General features: G+C 44.2%; 14 protein-coding genes. 3 read left to right on the top strand and 11 right to left on the bottom strand.

Going from position 1 to position 21,397, the window contains the following annotated elements:
* Both ACRRSW_RS01040 and ACRRSW_RS01035 read right to left on the bottom strand, forming a co-directional pair.
* A complete protein-coding gene (locus ACRRSW_RS01040; RefSeq protein ID WP_432455049.1) occupies positions 1 to 585 on the bottom strand; it encodes a DUF2291 family protein in 585 nt (194 codons plus the stop codon).
* 79 nt (positions 586 to 664) lie between these two features.
* Positions 665 to 1,600: a D-ribose ABC transporter substrate-binding protein gene (locus ACRRSW_RS01035; RefSeq protein ID WP_432455050.1), complete on the bottom strand. Its 936-nt coding sequence runs from the start codon at positions 1,598 to 1,600 to the stop codon at positions 665 to 667.
* A gap of 383 nt (positions 1,601 to 1,983) precedes the next feature.
* On the opposite strand from ACRRSW_RS01035, the gene ribB reads away from it, so the two are divergent.
* On the top strand, positions 1,984 to 3,087 hold the full coding sequence (gene ribB / locus ACRRSW_RS01030) for a 3,4-dihydroxy-2-butanone-4-phosphate synthase (protein ID WP_432460663.1): 1,104 nt from the start codon (positions 1,984 to 1,986) through the stop codon (positions 3,085 to 3,087).
* Between the two features lie 581 nt (positions 3,088 to 3,668).
* Here ribB and ACRRSW_RS01025 read toward each other — a convergent pair.
* The gene (locus ACRRSW_RS01025) at positions 3,669 to 4,307 is read right to left on the bottom strand and encodes a glutathione S-transferase family protein (protein WP_432460662.1); all 639 of its coding nucleotides are present in this window, start codon (positions 4,305 to 4,307) and stop codon (positions 3,669 to 3,671) included.
* Positions 4,308 to 4,806: 499 nt separating this feature from the next.
* Between ACRRSW_RS01025 and ACRRSW_RS01020 the strand changes: the two genes are divergently transcribed.
* Positions 4,807 to 6,198: an NAD-dependent succinate-semialdehyde dehydrogenase gene (locus ACRRSW_RS01020; RefSeq protein WP_432460661.1), complete on the top strand. Its 1,392-nt coding sequence runs from the start codon at positions 4,807 to 4,809 to the stop codon at positions 6,196 to 6,198.
* A 117-nt stretch (positions 6,199 to 6,315) separates the two neighbouring features.
* Here ACRRSW_RS01020 and ACRRSW_RS01015 read toward each other — a convergent pair whose 3' ends face one another.
* From ACRRSW_RS01015 to ACRRSW_RS00980, 8 genes are all read right to left on the bottom strand, one after another.
* A complete protein-coding gene (locus ACRRSW_RS01015) occupies positions 6,316 to 6,822 on the bottom strand; it encodes a GNAT family N-acetyltransferase (RefSeq protein WP_432455054.1) in 507 nt (168 codons plus the stop codon).
* Positions 6,823 to 6,916: 94 nt separating this feature from the next.
* Positions 6,917 to 7,390 carry a cupin domain-containing protein gene (locus ACRRSW_RS01010; RefSeq protein WP_432460660.1) on the bottom strand — a complete coding sequence of 158 codons (474 nt, stop codon included), beginning with the start codon at positions 7,388 to 7,390 and terminating at the stop codon, positions 6,917 to 6,919.
* Between the two features lie 283 nt (positions 7,391 to 7,673).
* Entirely contained in the window at positions 7,674 to 8,081 is a 408-nt protein-coding gene (locus ACRRSW_RS01005) for a GtrA family protein (RefSeq protein WP_432455056.1), read from the bottom strand.
* Positions 8,078 to 8,812: an SDR family oxidoreductase gene (locus ACRRSW_RS01000; protein ID WP_432460659.1), complete on the bottom strand. Its 735-nt coding sequence runs from the start codon at positions 8,810 to 8,812 to the stop codon at positions 8,078 to 8,080. The genes ACRRSW_RS01005 and ACRRSW_RS01000 overlap by 4 nt, the downstream gene beginning before the upstream one ends.
* Positions 8,809 to 10,113 carry an FAD-binding protein gene (locus tag ACRRSW_RS00995; RefSeq protein WP_432460658.1) on the bottom strand — a complete coding sequence of 435 codons (1,305 nt, stop codon included), beginning with the start codon at positions 10,111 to 10,113 and terminating at the stop codon, positions 8,809 to 8,811. The genes ACRRSW_RS01000 and ACRRSW_RS00995 overlap by 4 nt, the downstream gene beginning before the upstream one ends.
* Positions 10,114 to 10,116: 3 nt before the next feature.
* Positions 10,117 to 11,535, bottom strand: coding sequence for a UbiA family prenyltransferase (locus tag ACRRSW_RS00990; protein WP_432460657.1), 1,419 nt, complete (start codon positions 11,533 to 11,535; stop codon positions 10,117 to 10,119).
* 111 nt (positions 11,536 to 11,646) lie between these two features.
* Positions 11,647 to 15,246: an alpha-amylase family glycosyl hydrolase gene (locus ACRRSW_RS00985; RefSeq protein WP_432460656.1), complete on the bottom strand. Its 3,600-nt coding sequence runs from the start codon at positions 15,244 to 15,246 to the stop codon at positions 11,647 to 11,649.
* A gap of 65 nt (positions 15,247 to 15,311) precedes the next feature.
* Positions 15,312 to 17,357 (bottom strand): hypothetical protein, encoded by a 2,046-nt coding sequence (locus tag ACRRSW_RS00980; RefSeq protein ID WP_432460655.1) that lies wholly within the window; start codon positions 17,355 to 17,357, stop codon positions 15,312 to 15,314.
* A 485-nt stretch (positions 17,358 to 17,842) separates the two neighbouring features.
* Here ACRRSW_RS00980 and ACRRSW_RS00975 point away from each other — a divergent pair, with 485 nt between their 5' ends.
* Entirely contained in the window at positions 17,843 to 21,397 is a 3,555-nt protein-coding gene (locus ACRRSW_RS00975; protein WP_432460654.1) for an alpha-amylase family glycosyl hydrolase, read from the top strand.

Raw genomic sequence — 21,397 nt, 5'->3', positions numbered from 1 at the left:
CTACCTCTTCATAACTTCAAGAGGAATCACTTGTGTGACACCCATATTTTTATAAGTCACGGCCGCTAATACTTCGACCGGACTCCCTGCCCAAGAGCTATCAGGACGAGCAAAATTTTGGATTGCTTTTTTATTCAGCTCTTTTGATAAACGAGCAAACTGAACTTGGTTCTTAAAGTCGTCAAAATTAATAAAACTGGTCGCATCTCTAATGGAGTTACCACGTACGATCGGGCCAATCTGTAACACCACATGTTGGTCACCGGTCACTACCGTCATTGTCGCGGCTTTTTTACTATCATCAACCTGGTCAACCACTCCACTAATGCGAACAAACTGGCTTTTGAGGCCGCCACTATTCCCCTGTTCAAGCGGTTTAGATTTGACCTTTGCTTCTTTTAAAATGTCCCCCCAAAATTTTTCTGCGAGCACCTCTGGTGTTAAATTTTGAAGAGATGCAGCCTCTTTTGCAGTCATCGGAATAATTGGTTTGCCATTTTGGTCCAACTTAACGACATCACATCCCAATAGCGCCACACAAAACAATGGAACTAAAGAAAACTTGCTTAAATTCATCACGCTCATGTTCTAACTATCCTTTACATACCACTGGATATTGCTGAGTAGAAAAAGGAGCTAAAGCAAGCCTTAGCTCCTATTGGATTTACTTCATTGCAAAGGTATCTAAGTTTTTCGCATTGCTTTCATCGATCAATAAACAATCCATTAATTGTTTTTCATCTAAGCCTGTGCTGCCAGTTTTAATATATTTGTCGGCCTGCACCATCGCCATTTGCGCTTGGTCCCAGGCTGGTTGTAAGACCGTTGCCTTAATATTTGCGCCCGCAATAATGGAATCTCGAACATAATCACTGCCGTCAAAACCCACCACAATCACATCGCTCCGGCCAGCCGCTTTAAGCGCAGCTTCGGCACCAAGAGCCATGGTATCGTTCCCCGAAATCACACCTTTAATATTTGGGTTGGCTTGTAAAATAGACTCCATGCGATTAAACGCTTCTGGCTGGCTCCAGTTTGCAGTTTGTTGAGCCACCATTTTCATGTCGGTGTAATCGTCGATTACATCATGGTAACCCTGAGAGCGAACATGGGCGTTGGTATCAGATTCACGACCTAAGAGTTCAACGAAATTCCCCTCTCCTCCCATCAATTCCACAAACTTCTCTGCGCCAAGCTGAGCACCTTGATAGTTGTTGGATACGATTTGAGAAACCGCAATACCTGTTTTATTAATTTCACGGTCAATCAAGAAGGCTGGAACCCCGGCTTTTTTAGCTTTTTCGAGAGCCCCGATAGTCACATCAGAACCCGCATTGTCGAGGATAATGGCCTTGGCATTTCTCGCGATTGCAGTTGAAATGAGCTGGTCTTGCTTGTTGGCATCATCATCGTGAGACGCTACCAAGGTTGTGTAGCCCAGCTCTTCTGCTTTCGCTTTTGCCCCCATCGCTTCCGCCTTAAAGAAAGGGTTATCGTGGGACGGCGTAATAATTGCTATTAAACCGTTATCAGCCATAGACAAGCTAGAGAAGGTAGTCGCTAACGCTAATGCGCTGATAGTTAGTATTTTATTTATCATTATAATCACCCCTTGAATATATATTCACGTAACGTTATTTATTCAAAATCAGCTTAGTGAATGATCCAAAATCTGTCCACATCGAGATGTACAAAACCTGAGCAGCATCACAGTCATTGAATATAAATTGCTCGTAAACCGCACATCAAACGGTCCAAAAACAATACTGATAACGATCCATACGCCAGCCTGTTGGAAAGGATGAAACCAAGCCTGAATAATACTAATTAACTGATTTAAAAGGATTTACATATCGTAATAAAGTTGTATCCAGATAACGAAACATGCACAAATGAACTCATGAAAATCGCACCTGAAAGTGCTAAACTGCAACGATAGCATATATATTCACCGGTAATTTTAAATTCAAGTGGGCACGAAATATGACTTTAAGTAGCATTGAAGACATCATTGAAGATATTCGACTCGGGAAGATGGTCATCCTGATGGACGATGAAGATAGAGAAAATGAGGGTGACATATTAGTTGCTGCCGAGAACATCACTGCAGAGATGATTAATTTCATGGTGACTGAAGGTCGCGGACTACTATGTTTAACTATTACCGAACAACGCGCCCAGCAGCTTAAACTGCCCATTATGGTAAAAAATAATACCGAACAATATGGCACCAATTTTACCGTTTCCATTGAAGCCGCCACTGGAATTAGCACAGGGATCTCCGCTCAAGATAGAGCTCATACCATTAAGATGGCCAGCCGTGACGCTGCGCAGCCTTCAGACATCGTCTCTCCTGGACACGTTTTTCCTATCGTCGCCAAACCTGGTGGCGTATTAATCCGTGCGGGCCATACTGAAGCGGGATGTGATTTGGCAAAACTTGCAGGTCTTGAACCATCTTGTGCCATTATCGAAGTTCTGAATCCGGATGGCAGTATGGCCCGCCGGCCGCAGCTAGAAGAATTCGCAGCAAAACATGATATCAAGTTGGGAACCATTGCTGACTTAATCAAATTTCGATTAAAAACCGAAACAGTCGTGAAGTGTATTTTAGAGCAACATCTGAATACTCAACATGGCAGATTCAAACTCATGACCTATCAAGATACCATCGATCAACAGTTACATTACGCGCTAGTAAGCGAGCACTTTCAAAGTGACCAAGCCTGCGCCCCGCTGGTGCGAGTGCATGCGCTTAATTATCCACTCGATCTATTTAAGATCGATAGCAAGAAGTGGAATATTCAAGACGCCTTGGAGCAAATCCAAAGCAGTCTCACTGGTGGCATATTGGTACTCATTGGTCGACAACTCAGTGCCCAAGCTATTTTGAATCAGCTGAATCAAGGTAGCAACAACAGTCCATATGCAAGCAGTGAAATAGGCATCGGCTCGCAAATATTGCAACATTTAGGAGTGCATAAAATGCGTTTGTTGACTTCAAGCACGGTTAAGTATGGCGCGCTCTCTGGATTTGACCTCAGCATTGAAGATACCTTTCACAAATATGAAATCAGCCAAGATTAGCCCGCAACTACCGAACAACAATATAATTTGACCACCTTTGAAGCGTTTTTTTGACAGAAATGAGCTGGGGCAGTCACTCATGCAATAGCATCTTAAGATGGCTGTCTCGATAATTTCCTCTTGACAGAAATGAGCAGGGGCAGTCACTCATGCAATCGTATCTTAAGATGGCTGTCTCGATAATTTCCTCGATAATTTTATCATTAGCAGGGCAGAGTGTTTTCAGCAATGGAGCATCATGTAGAACTGAACCCTGCGCAACATATAAAACCATTTGTTCGTGGTAACAAAATGAGCTTAAGGACACCTTGGCAGCTTTTGAGGCCAGTAATAGACGAAATACCCGAGCAGCTTCCGTAAAAACAAAAGTTCAACAAGAGATGTTGATCTTACACAGACTTCGAGAGTGTCTACTGACAGCCAAAACCGCAGCATCAGATCAAGCCAGAGCTTGCTTGTCGATTTTGGGATTGTGATTATAGTTAGGCATAAAGCCTTTGGAGAGACGATGATTGCGCTCGGCAAGGCCTACCAAGGTCGTGCCGAGGAGAATTCAATCACGGCTCATCTTGAGCCCACCGTTATTCAAAAGGAGTCAAATCAATCCCTTCTAACTGGCAAACCGCTCGAATTGTTGGATGCGCCGACAGACGTTTTAAATAGGCAGCCAAATCTTCAAAATCTAAAGGCGAGGTCTTACTCGGTAATGACCATTCGGCCAACATAAACAAGAAGAAATCACATGCACTGATCTGCTCACCCAACAAGTATTGTTTACCCACTAACTGAGCATTAATCACTGCTAACGCTTCCGCGATCCGCTCATCTTGTGCCGCTACAATATTCGGAATGGCGCATGCATCGTCGGTGTGTCGGTGCGGATAGTAACGAACCATCAATTCCGCTTGAAGGGTATTATTTAAATAAGCTAACCACTGAAAAAACAAGGGGCGCAGCCTGCTCCCCAAGTCAGGAATAAGCTGGTGCTCGGGATGCTGTTCGCACAAATGTATGCAAATGGCAGTGCTTTCAAAAATTGCCCCCCCCTCATCAATCAGTGTCGGTATTCGCCCCACTGGATTTAGCTTTAGATACTCTGGCGATTTTTGAAAATTGGATTTCCGGTCAACCAGCAATAATTGATACTTGAGCTGCATATGAAACAACAAAAAATGCGGGGCTAAGCTTGCGTTATTTGGATAGTAGTAAAGTTGATACACGCTGATTTCCTATTCAATTTGTAAGCAATTCATATTGACCGATCCAAGCAAGGATTACACCTAGGCTTGATGACTTATGGCTGCATTTTTCACTAGCGCTGTATTTAAGCAAAGTTGAAAACGCTAGGTGTCGCCGCTGAAATAAATCCAGCGGTTACCCAGAGACCAACCACAAACCCTACCGGAAGGCCCCAGCTTAAATGAGGTCGGGGTCAAAAATGTGGTATCAACGTTGACTCATCAGGAAAAACTATCAATAAGATAGTTTGAAACAATTTCTTCTATCCACTCTTTATCATCATAATTACCTCATCGAAATCGCTTAAGGTTTTGTTTAAAGAAAAGAATTTATCTTATTCCTAAGCCATTTGAGTTGTTGTTTTTCTGCCAAATCGGCTTCATTCAAGCAATGCTAAGCGGCTGCGTCAGTCTATCCATACACGATGACCCGACAGCCATCTCTTCACCACCAAAGTCTATTTTTCTAGAGGTTTTATTTATGAGTTACGCAAGCGTGAATCCTTATACTGGCGACCTAATCAAAACATTTGCTGACGCGACCGACGACGAAGTCGAGCTGGCGCTAAACAATGCCAACCAAGCTTTTTTAAAGTGGCGTGAAACATCGTTTGCTCAGCGCGCAGAAATTTTACAACGCGCGGCCGATATACTAAGAGAGAACAAAACTAAATATGCCAAGATCCTAACCTTGGAAATGGGCAAACTGTTGCTTGAAGCTGAAGCCGAAGTCGAGCTATCCGCTCAGATCATGGAATACTATGTTAAACACTCAGAAACACTGCTCGCCCCAGAAACATTGCCAGTAGCAGACTCCAGTGAAGGTAAAGCAACCTTACACCATGAACCACTCGGCGTACTGCTAGCGATCGAACCCTGGAATTTTCCTTTCTATCAAATTGCCCGCATTTTGGCGCCACAACTATCTGCTGGCAATACTTTACTACTCAAACATGCTTCTAATGTTCCTCAAGCCGCAGCTGCATTTGCTAAATTGATGTCTGAAGCGGGTTTACCCAATGGCGCATTCCAACAGCTATATGCCACTCGCTCTCAAGTTGAAAAAATCATTAGCAGTCCACTTGTTCGCGGCGTAGCCTTGACGGGCTCAGAAGGTGCTGGGGCAGTTGTGGCCGCTCAAGCAGGTAAAGCAATGAAGAAATCAACCCTTGAACTTGGCGGCGCCGATGCTTTTGTAGTACTGCAAGATGCAGAACTCGAAAAAACCGTGAAATGGGCTGTATTTGGCCGTCACTGGAACGGTGGTCAAGTCTGCGTATCCTCGAAACGCATGATTATTGTCAAATCTGTCTATGATGAATTTCTAAGCCTGTATAGCCAAGGGGTTGCCGCATTAAAGGCTGGCGATCCGATGGATGTGGAAACAACATTAGCGCCTTTATCATCGCAAGCCGCCGCAGATGAAGTGAAACAGAAGATCCGAGAAGCGGTGGCTTATGGTGCTACGGCAACTGAAGTCGGCCCTAAAGTCCCAGAGCAGGGAGCTTTTGTACAGCCAACTATTTTAACCAACCTTACGGCCGATAATCCGGCTTACTATTGGGAATTCTTTGGACCAGTATCAATGATTTTACCCGCTAAAGATGAAGATGATGCGGTAAATATTGCCAACGATTCGCCATTTGGTTTAGGTGGCTCAGTATTCACTGCGGATGAAAAACGTGGCGAACAAATTGCCCACCGCATTTCTACTGGAATGGTTTTCGTGAACCATCCAACCATGGTAAAAGCAGATCTCCCCTTCGGAGGAATACGCAACTCCGGTTATGGTCGCGAACTGATTGGTTTAGGGATCAAGGAGTTCGTCAACCATAAACTGGTGAATGTGGTTGATATCGACGCCCCTTTCTAGGATGAGCAGGAATTAAAAAACTGGGTGGTTACCACCCAGTTTTATTTGCAATGAATAAAGTCCACTGACTTTATAAAATTAAATGCTCGCTATCACCCATAACAGGCTGATGAATGCTTAAGCGGGATGATTAGAAAACACCTTTTCTAGCCACATCGCGCTGAGATACTGGCCATTTTTCTTCGCATACTGATCAAACACTCCCACTTGGCTAAATCCAAATTGTTGATGCAATCCAATCGATGCTGCATTTGGTAACGCGATACCAGAAAGCGCTCGATGAACATTCTGAGTAGCCAGTTCGCTAAAAAGACGCTGGTACAATAATGATCCCACGCGTTGCCCTTTTGCCCGTTCAAGTAAATAAATGGTCACCTCGACAGTATCGTCAAATGCTTCAATCGCCCGGTATTGTTGAGAACAAGCAAAACCCAAAATGTCATTCTCATGGCAGGCAACATAAAGCTGATATTTTGAGTCGGCCCGAAATTGCTCAAACCATTGCTGGCGATCCTCCAGCGTGAATATGCGCTCTTCAAAACGAGCGTAACTGTTCAATATATAAAAGTTAAATATATCGGTAATTGCAGCGATATCTGACTGCCGTCCAAACCTAATTTCCACGCACAATCCTTCTCTATAGCCAAGCTAAACAGACGCCAGCATCTTACAATGCGACAACTTAACTAGCGACTGTTTTGATGAACACATGAGCGGGCTAATAGGCTGAGCCGTCTTTATGTAATACCGACCAGGAACCATCCTTTTCATGAATCAAAGCGAGGTCATCATCAGGATATGCAACGGCATCGTCCAGCGTTCGATCCCCCACTTCTAGATAACTCACCTCAAACGCAGTCCGATTGATGAGTTGGTGGGCGATGCCTGTATTCGCCTTAAAACCCATACAGTCTCCGGCAGACATGAGAATTTCTTTTTCACCGTAAATCAAGGTTGGTGTTCCGCAAACAATGTATATAAATTCATCCTGTTTAGAATGATGATGCTTGAGTGCAGAGATCGAATGAGGTGCTAAAGTCGTCAGATTTACACCAAAATTCATCAATCCAAAGTAGTCACCTAACTTTCTTTTACGCCGGCTCTTAACCATCGACGCAAATGGCTCAGGATAGAGTGCTTTTGCGCTATTTTCTGGTATTAATTCGACATTGATCGGCTGAATATCCATCATTTAGTTACTCCATTTGCTGCTCGAATCCAGCCAAAAGTGTACTTGCAATAGCAGCCAAGTGCACTGAATTCGGCCTAAAATGAATGAACGCCCCACTCATCCGATTAGCCAACACAGCTAAAAACGCGTATACCCACGGTCACTCAAGCCAGTCACGCAAATTTCAAAATCCATTGGTCCGTCAATAGTACCCGCCCAGAGAGCTGGCTTTTCATTCCACTCAAAATAGAAAGGCCTAACTCATTGTCAGGCCCCCAAGCAGTCGTCAAGTCGTACCCTATGACTAATTTGCAGTAACAAACACATAGCGTTTATCTAAGTAAAACTTTAGTAGGTAGCCCATCGCCAAGCCAACGATACCTCCCACATACTTGGCCCCCTCTAGATCGACGAAACACAATGCAAAAAGCAATTCGGTCCCCCAAAATAGTACGGTGGTGATAACTCCCATAAAACTATATAAGATGAACTTTTGTATATCATCACCACGACTTTCGGTTTGAAAATAAAAAATGTAAGACTTATCTAACCAATATTTAAGCAATAACCCAACAAAAGTTCCCGTAAACAACGAAATATAAAACTGCCCCGGCCCTTTATAAATCTGATCACTCAACCACTGAGTGGTCAAATTCCCCCAAGTCGCGGCGATGGCGAATAAAATATACAGAACGATTAAACGAGAACTCAAAGCGACATCCTCTTAAATAGTATTTCTGGGATGAGCCGAATAATACTCATAATAAAGAACCAGAATCCAGGTAAGTAAGCCACGGAACGTCGCCGAGTAACCGCTTTTTTAATCCCTAGCCCAACTTGATCTGCCGATGCCCATAACAACCCCTTTTTAAAGTCTGCCGTCATGGGCGTATCAACGAAGCCAGGCTTAATGGTTAACACATCAACATTGTTGCGGTATAGCCGATTACGCAAGCCCTGTACAAAAATACTCAAAGCGCCTTTCGCCGCACCATACACATAATTGGATTGACGTCCCCGATCGCCAGCAACCGAGCTAATCACGGCAATGGTGCCAGCTTGCCAAGTCACAAAGCGGTTCGCAAGTTCAGTGAGTAGCGCGGCGGTACTCGTGAAGTTTGTTTCAATGGCGGCAAGAGTTGCATTCACCGACTGGCTGCAGTCTTGTTGATTTGGGAGCGTACCATGTGCAATCAGAGCCAGATCGAAACGTTGTAACTGAACTTGAGCATCATCAAGCGCTTTGATTTGAAATGCTAAATTATTGAGATCGCCACAACAGCTATGCACTCGCGATGCGCCCAATACTTCTGCGTTAGCACACACCGTTGATAACTTTTCTGCATCTCGAGCAATCAAGTAAATTTCGGCCTTTTCGACAGCGTACAAACGAATGACCGATTGAGCAATTGCCGAGGTTGCGCCAATGACTAATATTTTCATAATTCTGTTACCCGTCTCCAAAAACTGGAGCTATGTCTAGGATCCCTCAAGGCTTCCAGTTGACGCCACTGTGGATAATAATGTTGGAAATGCTCCGCTGACATGCGTGCATCTTTCGCTGGATACACCCGTCCACCATGATTGAAGGTGATATCGTCGAGCTTTTGCATTAATTGACGCGTTTTATCGCCTTGATTAGGAAAGTCTAAGGCTAGGGTGACTCCTTCTTGAGGGAACGACAGCAATCCTGGGGAGGCGACGGCACCAAACATTTTTAATACCGCCAAAAATGAGCCTGAGCCAGAAGCAGAGATTTCCGTTAGGATCGCTTTCATCCCTGCTTTCGCATCAGCCAGAGGGATCACACACTGATATTGGTAAAATCCCTTAGGTCCGTAGATCCGATTCCATTCACCCACAGCATCCAGAGGATAGAAAAACGGTTGATAATGAGTACGTTGTTGGTGAACCTTCTCCATCTGCTTATGGTAATAAGCAAAATTGAAGGCCTTCAGACTGAGTTTATTGATCAGTGAAATTGGCGGGGTCAACGGCACCGATAAGGAAAGACGAGGCGCTGACTTGACCCCTTGCGAGGCATGATTACCACGCATGAAAATACCTCGGCCAAGTGATGCGCCACTGGCCAAACAATCTATCCAAGCCACTGTGTAGTCATACTGTTGATCAGAGTCTTCGGCCAAAGAGAAAAACTCATCAAGATTACGGCATTTCACGTTCTCTGAATCAATCATATTCGAGCCGATCGCTTTAAGCCGAAACTCCACCCAAGTAATCACTCCAGTGAGACCTAGGCCACCAATCGTGGCACGAAACAATTCGCTATTTTGTTGCAGTGAACAAAGTAAACGTTCACCGTTAGAACGTAGTAATTCAAAACATTCAACATGTACCCCAAAGGTACCATCAACATGGTGATTTTTGCCGTGCACATCATTCGCAATCGCCCCGCCAACCGTGACAAATTGGGTACCGGGCGTCACCGGTAAAAACCAACCATGAGGAACAATACATGCTAAAACTTCACTCAGCAAAACCCCCGCTTCGCAAGTTAAACGCCCTTGCACTCGGTCAAATGACAGTAAACGTTTCAGCGGTCGAATGTTTAACAGACTTCCAGTGTGATTCAAACAACTGTCACCGTAACTACGGCCATTGCCATAGGGTAAAATATTGGTCTGCGCATCAACTTCCGGATATGGATTGTGATGACGCCAAAGAAAGGGAGACACATGCTGCTCAGCGTATGGCACCTGCCCCCAAGACTGAAATTCACTCATAATTTAAATCGCCATTAATATAATTGAAACTATACCCGAGCCTAAAACCAGGCTAGTTGGATCTTTGAGCGCAAACATAATCGGATCATCATGCATGTTGCCTCGGTGGGCGATCACCCATACTCGACTAATCCAATACAGCAGTACCGGACAAACCAGCCAAATTAATTGCGGATGAGTATAAAGAGCAGTAATTGTGGGGCTGTTAATATATAGCGCTAATACCAGCACCGATAAATAACCGCTCGCCGACCCTAAGGAAGCAATCAGCGTAATGTCGTCGGTTTCATAGCCTCTTCCGCGCAACTCCTGCTTCTGGGTTCGTTTCGCAACCATGAGTTCGGTATAGCGTTTCGCAATCGCCAAACTTAAGAAGAAAAAGACCGAAAACGACAACAGCCAGAAAGACAACGCAATGCCAACTGCAAAACCGCCCGCGATAATCCGAAAGGTGTACAGCATGGCCAGTGCCAGCACATCCAGCAGCACCACCCGTTTCAAGTAAAAGCTATATAACATTGTCAGCAGATAATAACCCGCTAAGACCTTGCCAAACATCGGCGGGAGCCAGCTCACAATAACCGCTGTAACCATTAACAGCAGCGGGATCATAAGCAAACCCAAAGGGATCGGCGTTTGCCCTGCGGCAAAAGGGCGTCGGCGTTTACTATGATGATGGCGGTCGTCGGTCAAATCGAGTAAATCGTTGAGTAAATATACGCTAGACGCACATAAACCACAGGCAACAAAAGCCGCTAAGGCTTTCAACCAAATACTTGGATCGGCAAACTGATGAGCAAAAAATAAAGGAACCATAACCAAACTGTTCTTTGCCCATTGATGCAAACGCATCGCTCGAATAGCACCACGCCAAACCCCTCGTTCTGGCAAAAAAACCCGCTCGATTGGGGCTAAAACACCAGCTTTTTTAAGCACCCCTTGCTTCGCATTCACCACTAATGCACGACGCGCAGATCCCCATATCGACAAATCACTCTCGGAATTTCCGGCGTAATCATAACGCCCGGCACCATAAAGTTTATCGAGCAATACACGTTTGTTATTACCCACTAAATTTAGATGCAAGCTACTGCCAAAGGTGCTATCAAAACACCCTAAATGCTCTGAGACCTGAGTGGCTAAACCAAAATCCGACCCCGTTGCTAGGATCAATTTGCGCCCTAAGTTTTGTTGTTCCTTGAGATAATCTAACAATTCTAGGTGGTAGGGCATCACGGTCACATCCAACTCAACCCAGTTAGCCAACTGATGTTTAAAATAGGCCTTCCCCCGAATTACCCACCAAAATAAACGTAAAACTTGCAGTGGATGGCGGCGTAAAAATGCCATCAAAGATTCAAATAACAAATCAGTTTTTAACAGCGTTCCATCGAGATCGACCACCAAAGGACAAACACTCATCGTTGGATTTCCTTGTTGCTTATACCGCGATTCATTCTCAACATTTCCTTATTTCTTGTATGCTAACCGATGTTTAAAAGACGCCGGTAAGCAAATTAGAACTATCGAGGCTTAACTTTCTTCGCTCGCGTCCAAGGCCGCGAGAGCTTCTTGCTCGCTGGCGAATGTCGTCCCGAGCGATTCGATATACCAAGTCTCAAAGCCTGCTTGTTGTGGTTCTAAATCCACGAATTCAGTTTCCCAGCGTTGTTCTGTTGGCAGGTAATAGTGAATAATCACTTGATGAAGTTCTTCTAAGGTGAGTAAAGGCTTACTCTTATTCGCAGCAAACAAAGTAAACTGGTACACCCCGTCATCCACCAGCGTCATACTTAAGTTACCGCTGTCTGCCGCCGTATCCAGCTCAATCTCTTGAGCGATGGCGACTGAAGCATCGCCGCCAATATTGCTGCTTGGGCCCCAACTTTCATCAGCCAACTTAAACTGATAAGTCCCTTTGCTGAGGTATACGACCAACGAATATCGTTTGGCCCCGCTGTACCCCATCGGTAAAGAAGTGCTCCAGCCATTCATCGAACCCCGTAAATATAGGGTTTTGGCATAAGGACCGAGATCAACCTTGCCGTGAGTATCTTCATAAACCAGTAAGCTAGGATGCTCGAGATCCTTAGCATCTAAACTAAAGATGTAGCTGCCTGGATGTTCCACCGCAATAGTTAAGTCATCCGACTCGCCAGTACTGACAGCGACTTTCTGATCAACTTTAATATTTTTATTGTCTGATACGGCTATGCCATCCATTTTTAGTGCATAAGTCCCCGCTTGCTCAATACGAACTTTCAACTGATATTTATTTTTATCAAGATAAGCAAAACGTAAATCGCCTTTAATTTTCCAATGTTTCGGTAGGTATTCTAAGGCCACAGGTTTCGCCAAAGGCCCAGGTACTGGCTGCAAATGATGAAAGCGATACACCAGCCCTTGCTCATCAGACATGGTGAACAAACGAAACTCAAAGAGCTCATCACGAACAAAGATGTCGTTAAGATTTGCTGGGTTATCACTCTGCACTAAACCAAGTTTTCCATACGCCCCTCCCAAATTGAACGCCGTCCAATTAGCGTCAGAAAACTTGAATTCACTGCCTCCCATTTTAACCAGTCTAGTGGCTGCATAGGAGCCGTCGGCTTGCTTAAGCATTTGGTCAACGGCCGCCCATCCGTTCATCGAACCTCGCAAGAAAAAAGGTTGTTCAAGCGGGTCGACCATATGTGTCAAGGTCGGGGGTAAGGCTTGATCAACCGCATGCTCTTGTTTAGTCAACTGTTGCAGATTATTCACAAAAATATCGGATTTAAGACCGCCATCTTTGAGTTGGTGGCTTCCTTGTACTAAATGAGAGCGCTCAACCAAAAACGGTCGGTCAAACTGATAGCGCCCGGTTTTGACATCGAAAGACTCAAACACCACAAATTGTGCCGCATCATTATCGCCCCACGGTAGTTGGATCTGGTTCTGTTCCACCGCAAGTGGTCCGCGAAATGCCCCTTGGTCGCTAATCGCAAATGCCTGAGTGCGACGATTGCCATTTTGGTAGTGCAAGGAGATTTCGTCAGGGATCCGTCGATCAACCACTAAATCAATCGACTGACTGAGTTGCAGACCCTGGGTATTCACCAAAGTAGCGGTCAACTCGACTTGAGTCCCATCGTCAATGCCAGTAGGCGTCCAAAAAATCCTGTAAGGTGCTGACCAATCAGCTCCTAATTGAATTTCTTCTGTGCTCCCTTTTTCGTGATATGAAAACTCAATTTTAGCCAAATCAACTGCCGCTGGTTTCAATCCGTCAACCGTCACCTCTATACGACTGCGGGCACTAATCACATCCCCTCTATTGACCCCAGTAAATGAGAGTGCCGCCTCTGATAAATCCACCGCTTCGAGAGCAGTCTGCGACTTCCAGATAGCAAAACTAAGTGGAGCCAAACTTACTTCAACTTGATTATTTTGTTGCCGCGTTAGCTCTGCGGGATCCTCTTGATAGACTAACCGATAGCTCTGGCCCGTCGCATCCAAGCTCACTTGCTTAGCTTGATTGGCGGTATTAAAGACCACTAAATAATCCAAGCCTTCTTCAGGGATCACCCGTGAAAAGGCATATATGCCAGCACTTTCATCGTTATCGTCATAATAGCGCTCGAACTGCTTGCCTCGGCGTAACGCGGTCTCTGACTTAAATACATCAATGTATTTTTTCAGACTTAAGTACAAAGGATGCTGTCGATCGAAATTGGCTTCTGCAGTCGTGGCATCTGTGGCCAACAGATCGTTGTCATTAAAAGACTCGGTTTGACTGGCTAACATATCTTCGCGCGCATCCCGATCCTCTCCGTCACCGACAAAACCCTGTTCATCTCCGTAATAAATCACAGGAACACCACGCGCGAAAAACATGAAAGCATGGGCCAACTTAAAACGTTTAATCAATTCGGCTTCAGAAGCTTCAGGTAAGTCCTTACGCAGGAAATAAGCAAACCGGCCCATATCATGGTTACCGACAAAATTGACTAGGGTGCCTGCACTCGATTTAGCACCAATATAATAATCGTCAGAAGAAAATAGATAATGCATCGCTTCGTTCGCTTGACCATTCGAAATAACGGAACGAACCACACCTTGAAAACTAAAATCGAATACCGAAGGCAAATTACCGACGGTCATGTACTCGCTGCGATTTTCGACGCTGTAATCGTAAACTTCCCCGAACATAAAAAAGTTTGGCTTTCCCTTTTGCTTCGCGTAATCCAAAATTTGCGGCGCCCACTCACGCCAAAAGCCAATATTGACATTGCGCACCGTATCGATACGAAAGCCATCGATCCCAGCATCAATCCAGTGCTTAAATATTTCCACCATGCCCTTGACGACCCGCGGGTCTTCGGTATTAAGGTCATCCATCCCTTCAAAATCACCATTCAAGGCATCTTCACCGGCAAAAGTCGTATCACCTTGATTGTGATAAACACTGATATCGTTCAACCAAGTGGGTTTTTTAATATTGGCAAAAGCTTCTGGCACAAAAGGGGTATAGGGTGATGTTTGACTTTCTTCGAGAGAGCGATAAGGACAAACCGTTTGCTTCGTCAAGAATTGACCTTGAGCATTATGACACTCTCGAAACTTGATGATGTCAGCGGTGTGATTGGTAATAACATCAAATAGTACTTTGATCCCTCGGCGATGCGCTTCATCAACAAAGTGCTGAAGATCTTGATTGCTCCCAAAGTGTGGATCGATCTGGGTAAAGTCAATGGTCCAATAACCATGATAAGCGGCAGACTCTGTGCCATCGGGCCCCACCTGTAAAGGCAGATTTTTAAGCACTGGCGACATCCAGATCGCGGTAATGCCTAACTGTTGAATATAATCGAGTTTTTGTTGTAAGCCCTTTAGATCTCCACCATGGTAATAACCGGTGTCGGACGGATTAAAGCTATGTTGGTAGATCGTCCCCTCGAGACCTCCGAGATCATTATCTTGGTCGCCGTTATAAAATCGATCGGGAAGTACAAAGTAGACCACTTCATCTTCCATTTTTCGTTCATTCATATTTCGCGGATCATAAACGTCCGCATTGGCGCGACATAACACCAATAGCGTGAATAACATCAAACCGTTCAGGCATAACCTTCGCCGAGCATCAATTTGCATAAATGTTGTCCTTATTAACTAAACGTATTCCATTCGGCCGGACACTACCGGCCTCGCTTAGCTTGTTAAGCTCTTGAGTGAAGGCGCAAAAACTCCAGCGCCTCTTTCTCACTAAAAAAAGTTTGCTGAAAAGGAGCCAAGTACCACACCTGCATCCCCGTGGTCTCTCGATCCAAGGGGACCAATTCTCGCTCCCAGTGATCAACTTCGAAATAGTTCAAAATAAGGTGATGACTGGGTTCAAGTGACAAGGTAAACGCAGCATCATCAGCTACCTCAAGTAACAGCGTGTAAACCCCAGCAACTGGGATGTCAAAACTCAATTTTTTACCCTGTTGACGCAATTGGCTGGATGCCAAACGGATGTCTGAGGTTTGTATATCTTTAAACTGAAAGTCGTAATGTCCTAGGGTTAATGACAACACCATTGCGTAGCAATTATCCCCCTGATAATCCATCCGCGAAGCTTGATTCCAGTCATGCAGACCGGCTAATAACAACGGTTTTTTCAAGGGCCCCAATGCAGGTTTGGTAGCGCGGCTATAAAAAATAAAATGTTGCGGAACTGAAACACTAAGAGGCTCGTAAAGGTGATATTGCGCAAAGGTCTCACGTAATTGATAACGACTCTTCAAGGCATTGAGTATGTCTGAACTAAACCTCGCTTTGGCGTAAGCTGGCACGTTATCGAGGTCAAACAATAAAACCGCCCCCGCATAACGACGATCGAGTAACGATTCGACAACTGGTGAAGGATCCCATAGGCCTTGCCCTGCTAATTGCGTCATAATAAACGGTTGAAAACTTAAGGGCTGGCCTGCAACCGAGAGCAAGGTCATGTCCTCAGATATTACCTCTCCAGTGCGACTACGAAGCCAATCAACGACTCGATCTAACTGCTGTTGATGCGCCACTTCATTTCGAATATTTCGCTCCCCCATTGCCACTTTAAGACTTCTATAACTTGCTTTGAATTGACCGTGATATTTCAAACTATGAAAAGTTGTGACCGCGACAGCGAACATCAGCATCACGACTAAACCAGCCTTAGAGGCAATCAGCTGCGATTGGCGAATGATAATCAGCAGAACCAGTCCAAAGGCAATGCAAGCAAGCGCAAGAAACTCAATGTAATAGTTAAAATTAGAACCCACTTTACCAATTGAAAGCGCGGTTAAAAATGCAATCCCAAGGTAGATGATTATCAGTAAAATACGCGGGTCGAGCTGACTTCTCAGTGCTCGATATAACCAAAATGTTAACAACAACAAACTCGCGACTAAATATAGCCAATTGTCTCGAACCATTAGCCCGAGATACTTAGCGACATCCGACCAATAAAAATTATTTTTGTTCGCAATCACTAAATTTTGCCATGCTCCCCCCTCGCTGTTCCATACCAGGAGAGCCAAACCACTCGCGCCTAAAATTCCTATAGCGATGCTAAAACGGAATCCGTCTTGGCGCGATTTCAACAGAAGGTAAAGAGCAACAGCCATCGGTGCGGCTAAAGTCGATTGCTTAGTAAATGCAGCCAAACAAAACCACAAGATAGCCCCCCAAAGCCCATCTTGTTTTGGATAACGCCAGATAAACCAAGCCAATCCACAGAGCGTTAATAGCAACGCGAGCATGTCTACCCGCATCAGCGCGGCCCACATATATACGTAGTCCAATCCTAGAAATGCAGCCCCACTCAGCATCGCGACAAATAGCCGTGTTTTTTTAGAAATATCTAGATTATTCGACAAACTGAATACACAACAGGCGATGACCGCCGCAGCACCCCAGGTACTCATAAATGACACCAGCCGTCCCGCTTGTAAAAACGACCCAACGAACGGAGTGAGCGCAAGAGAAAAGTAATGAAAAACAGGAGGGTAGTTGGCCACCGTATAGGGAGCTTGCGAAAAGTCATGATAAATATTAAGCCCCTGCCCCAGTAAAATAGTCTGAGACAAAATTGGCCCTTCCCCATAATCAAGCTCATAGGGGTAGGCAAGCGCTAACATCCCATCTTTCAACAAAATATAAGCATCAAAAAGTAAACTTCCAGATAGCAATGCTAAAAAAAAAGCACCGGCCCAAAACCGTAATCTAAAGCCGCGCATATAACCGAACCTTTTCGAATTTAAGATAAGCATTCATAAACCATTCGAGAATGGCATCCATAAATAAAAACTAACTAAACACAGACAAATAAATCAACGCAGGTTGCAAATAACAATAAAAACAATAGCAAAATAACAAACTTATTACAGATGAAATTAATAAATACACAAGAATAAAAAATAAAATAGCGTTGAAAACGCTTTATCAAAGTACAAAATAAACATGAAAACGATTTCCTGACTTTATTATTAATAATGACGTAGACACTAAATCAAAGTTAACTTAGAATCCGTCACCAGTAACATAAACCAAATAAATACATTAGTGATACTCATATAATATGAATATCACTAAGAAAGAATCACACCTCTAGTTATATATTTATATATTAAATACTGGTGAAAATGGATTTGAGATCGACGACAGGGATAGATAAGAAACAATGAAAATAGGATATTTTGCAAGCATAGCGCTGCTAATTTTTATGAGCCCATTATCTATTGCAAACAATAATATCTATAAAGATATTTCGGACCCCAATAGATCGCCTGAAGATGAGTTTATCTACTTTGTTCTACTAGACCGCTTTGCAAATGGAAATCCAGATAACGATAACGCTTATATTAAAGGTTCTCGCAGCGAACATGGTTTTGATCCAAGCAACGAAGACTACTACCATGGCGGTGACCTCCAAGGACTGAGTGAGCATTTAGATTATCTAGAAAATTTAGGCGTTACTGCGCTGTGGTTGAGTCCTGTGTTCAAAAACCACACTATCAGAGTTAACTCAGACTTAGTTGAATCAGCCTCCTATCACGGCTATTGGGTCGAAGACTATCTCAATGTAGACCCTCATTTAGGTACGAATGCCGAGCTCAAATCACTGATTGAAAATGCTCACGCAAGAGGGATTAAAATATATCTAGACCTGGTACTCAACCATACGTTTGATGCCATCAAGTTTCGAGAATGTCATGATGAACAAGGAGCATTTGCAAATCCGCCTTTTGTAATAAACCATGGCAATACACAAGTAAATTATTACGACTGCACATATCGCGGGCCAGATTCCGCCCACCCTTATACCCCCTTTCTACCTGAGCCATACAAATCTATCAAACACCCAGCCTGGCTAAACGATATCAGTAATTACCACAACTATGGTGATACTAATCACGCTGGTGAAAGCGCTCTGCTTGGGGATTTCAATGGTGGCGATGACTTAAATACCAGCAAACCAGAAGTGATCAACGGACTGATTGATATCACAAAGTTTTGGATGAAGAACTTCAATATCGATGGATTTCGAGTCGATACGGTTAAAAATATCGAAATCGAATTTTGGCAAACCTGGAATAATGAGATCCAGTCATACGCCAAACAACTGGGTAAACCCAACTTTTTTATTTTTGGCGAAGCTTTTGATTACAGTGCAGCGGGTCGTAGCAAGTATTTAAAAGCCGGGCATTTCCCCTCTTTACTCGATTTTGGTATCCAAGGTACCATTCGCAGTGTGTTTTCAAAGCATGAATCGCCGGAACAACTTGACTCACTATTTTTGAATGATGACTTCTATATCACGCCAAATACCCAAACCAATACCTTGGCGAATTTCATTGGAAACCACGACATTGGCCGATTTGCATATTTTGTTGGCTTAGAAAACAAGGGCATCTCAGCGCAAGAGCAACTCAAGCGAGTAGAAGTCGCCAATGCCTTTATGTTTTTTGCTCGAGGGATACCAACCCTATATTACGGCGATGAACAGGGTTTTGTTGGCACAGGGCCTGATAAAGAGTCACGTGTCGATATGTTCAAAACCAAGACTCAAAGCTATGCCACAACCCCACTACTTGGCACCAACAAGACCGCCGCAGACTCAAACTTTGATTATAACCATCCGCTATTTAAAAGTATTCGAGCGTACGCCCAGTTATATAAAAATGAACCCGCGCTACGACGTGGAGCAATGTATCCCTTGTATCACGATAGTGATGGTCCCGGTATTTACGCCTTCTCTCGAGTGTTAAAACAAGAGAGTATCGATTATCTCATCGTATTTAATTCCGCCACAACAGAGAAACAAGTCTCACTGCCAGTAAGCCGTCCCAGTTACCAATTACTACTGACAAATAGCAAGCTGAATGAAGCCATGAAGCCAGACCAGAACGGGAAACTGAACTTACATCTACCAGGGCTCAGCTTCGCCGTATATAAGGCCGAGCAAACCGTCCCTTCGGCCCCCAACACCGCAACAGTAAAGTTTGACACCCCTATTAAAACTAAAGTTCTCAGTGGTCAAGTTCAGCTCAAAGTCAGCCTGGATGGCCTCACCACCCCCCTACAAAGCAGTGCCGTTCGTTTTTATGTAAATACCGGTGATGGGTTTCATTTTATCGGCACTGATACCGCACCACCTTATCGCTTGTTCTGGGATGCATCGCATACCAACAACGGTGCTCAAGTCACATTCAAAGCGATCGCCGAACTCAACAACCGAGAAATAGAAGTGAGCACATCCAATCTGGTTGATAGTCGCTTACCTTCTCCAATTACTCTGTACTACCAAAACGGCAATGCACGTGACTCACTGTTTATCATTGATGATCATGGACAACTCGCGACCGAAAAGGCTAATGCAAAGCAGGGGGCCCACTACGTTTGGCATGACAACGTCAAAACTATCGGCTTGTTCCCTGCCACTCGCAACCATCATCAATTCAGGTTCGATCGGCCAATCTTTATTAATCGTTCACAATTACTTCAGTATTCGACAGAGGATCCTGACGGCAGTCTTAAGGCGACGCTCTTCATCGACAATAATGGCGACATTTCTCAGCACAAACAAACGAGCAACAATAAGCCGCAAAGCCTCAAGTTTTCAGCGGATCCTACAAGCCAGTTTACTGACTTAACTTTCTTCCTAAGGGGGTCCATGAACGGATGGGGTTTAGCCGATGAAATGATAAACCAAGGCAATGGACAGTATTCGGTGAGCAAAATGCTTGATAAAGGAACCATAGAATTCAAATTTGCCGACCAGAGTTGGACCAAAATGAACGTAGGACTTCCTTTCGCAGAACAAGGTTTATCGAATTCAGAAGTATCGGAGAATATATTTAGTTCAATAGATAAGCGCCAGTTATATAACTTTTACTACTTTGCCTATGATGACATTAAGTTCCATTTACTACTGCCTGATCCAGGACCATTCGGGCAGACAATTCAGCTATACAGTGATCTTTGGCATGATCAAGGCGCCAAGAGTCTTCGCTATATGGGGGACAACTTCTACCAATTAAACTTCTCCACATTAAAACCAGGCTTGTATCAGATGGGCGAACATTCAAATCCATTATCCTCCGAGCACTCGAGCGCAATCCAACTGAAGCCAAATGTTCGAACGCCAATTAATAATTTCCAGTCTTTAGTACTGGATATTCCGGCCGCAGCCAATTACAGCATCCGATTTAACTACCAAAATGGTGGTCCTACGATTGCCGTGATGACACAACAAAATAAAAGTATTGATTATGGTCCCCTTAACAAAAAGGTTTTTGTTCGCGGCAGCATGAATGCTTGGGAGACAACCATTCCCTTAAATTACGGAGGAGACCTTATTTACCGTGGTCTGTTATTCCTAAAACAGGGAAATTACGAGTTTAAAGTTTCCGACAACAATTGGAGCGCAGCGGTCAACATTGGAACTCAGCCTACCGGAAATCATACGCTGCAACTCGCTCAGGAAAAAACCTTATACAATGGTTCTGATAGCGAGAATATTAAAACCCAAATTAAGCAAACCGGTACCTACAACTTTACCCTCAATGCATCAAACCCCAGCCTCCCGACCTTAGTCATCGAAGAATCGAATAAATTCATCGTTCATTACTATTTGCCAAATAAGCAGCAATGGGACATTCAAATATTGGATTCCGGCGACAATACACAAGGCTCGGAAATCTGGTATATCGACCAATTACAGCAATACTTTGAAACCCAAGAAGAAGCAATGACCGCCTTAAACAATATTCACTAA

Origin of the sequence: Agarivorans sp. QJM3NY_25, from assembly GCF_050870875.2 — a bacterium.
Classification (GTDB): domain Bacteria; phylum Pseudomonadota; class Gammaproteobacteria; order Enterobacterales; family Celerinatantimonadaceae; genus Agarivorans.
The sequence above is the reverse complement of the archived record's forward strand: the minus strand, read 5'-3'. Positions and strand labels throughout refer to the sequence as shown.